Genomic DNA, 1,194 nt, shown 5'->3' on the forward strand with positions numbered 1-1,194 from the left:
TATCATGGTGAAATCGACGATCGCGTGAGAGAGGAGGGTGTGAGACAACGCGTCATGGATTATGATGCTAAAGCTGGGGTAGGGGACATGTTAAATGACTTTGGTGAAGCACACTTTAATGGGGAACCTATGGAGGAGGAGCCGGAGGCAACCGCAAACGTAGTGATAAATATCTAACAACCTTACACTCATTGTCCGCAGTCTGATTCACATGGTGGCCAGCCTTGTGGCGAGGTGAAGGCGTACGCTTTAGCTCACATGGGCAAGGCGACGGCAGACACTGACTTCAGCATGGAGACACCGGCCACAGCATACACCAATCCGACAATCGCCCCACGGCTTAGTGCATACACACAGAGGGCAAGGGAGGTCCATGGGTCGGAGTACGATCCAAGCACCCAGAACTTTGATGGACGAATCGTCATGGAGGTAGGAGGAGGCAAAAAGCATGGGCGTTACTGGATGGGTGACGGCACGATTGACTCGGCCTCGACTCCAAGACTCTCCGAGATTCGAGCAAGGGCGTCGAGCGGAAGCGATGCGATACGCCCAAGACAAACCGTTGACCAGATGCAGATAGTGAGTCTACAGGTTATTTCTGTTTGCTTCGAGATTTTTTAAATTCTGACACTATTAATTTGAATTCTAACATATATTACGTTGCAGGCCCAGCTACAAGAAGAGAGGAGCCAACAGGAGCAAATAGAGGCCTCCATGAGCCAGATGTACCTTTGGATGCAGAATGTGGGTGCTCAGATCTCTATACCTCCGCCACAGATTCAATTGTACCCAGCGCCTCGTCAACACACACCTGTGAGTATATATGAATGCTTTAGTTTGTATGTTGGTAACTTAATTCTTTCCCCACATGTGCAATATATTATTCTTTGTGCAGGGTCTATCGGCGGCATCAAATGATCCTGCTGCTAATATGTCGCCTGGTGTTACGGTGTCGCCTTGGGGGACATGCGGATCCCAGCCGGCACCACAAGACCCACATGCTACTGTGTCACCTTGGGGGACTTGGGGATCTCAGCCGTCGCAGGAAAATCCACAAGATCGTGATTCATTCCAACCCTCCCCCTCCAACCCTTGGGAACTAAGGCCGTATTACTAGATAGTGAACCTGTTGCCGTTTGATTGAACTTGATAATGTTATGGTTGAATTTGATTTGGATGTCGTCGAACTCTATT

The 1,194-nt window shown here is 49.4% G+C and carries 2 protein-coding genes; one reads left to right on the forward strand and one right to left on the reverse strand.

Features of this window, described 5'->3' with window-relative positions; all coding sequences use genetic code 11:
- The first annotated feature begins 258 nt into the window (after positions 1-258).
- On the forward strand, positions 259-621 hold the full coding sequence (locus FA727_RS25690) for a hypothetical protein (protein WP_158318980.1): 363 nt from the start codon (positions 259-261) through the stop codon (positions 619-621).
- Positions 622-1,001: 380 nt separating this feature from the next.
- On the opposite strand, the gene FA727_RS25695 is transcribed toward FA727_RS25690, so the two are convergent.
- On the reverse strand, positions 1,002-1,194 hold a 193-nt coding region (locus tag FA727_RS25695), incomplete at its 5' end, for a hypothetical protein (protein ID WP_206663868.1).

The sequence above is a fragment of the Robertmurraya kyonggiensis genome (assembly GCF_005116465.1).
In the GTDB taxonomy this organism is placed as follows: domain Bacteria; phylum Bacillota; class Bacilli; order Bacillales; family Cytobacillaceae; genus Robertmurraya; species Robertmurraya kyonggiensis.

Excerpts from the sequence above, each read along its gene's own strand:
- FA727_RS25690 (WP_158318980.1), top strand. The coding sequence starts at position 259 with ATGGGCAAGGCGACGGCAGACACTGACTTCAGCATGGAGACACCGGCC.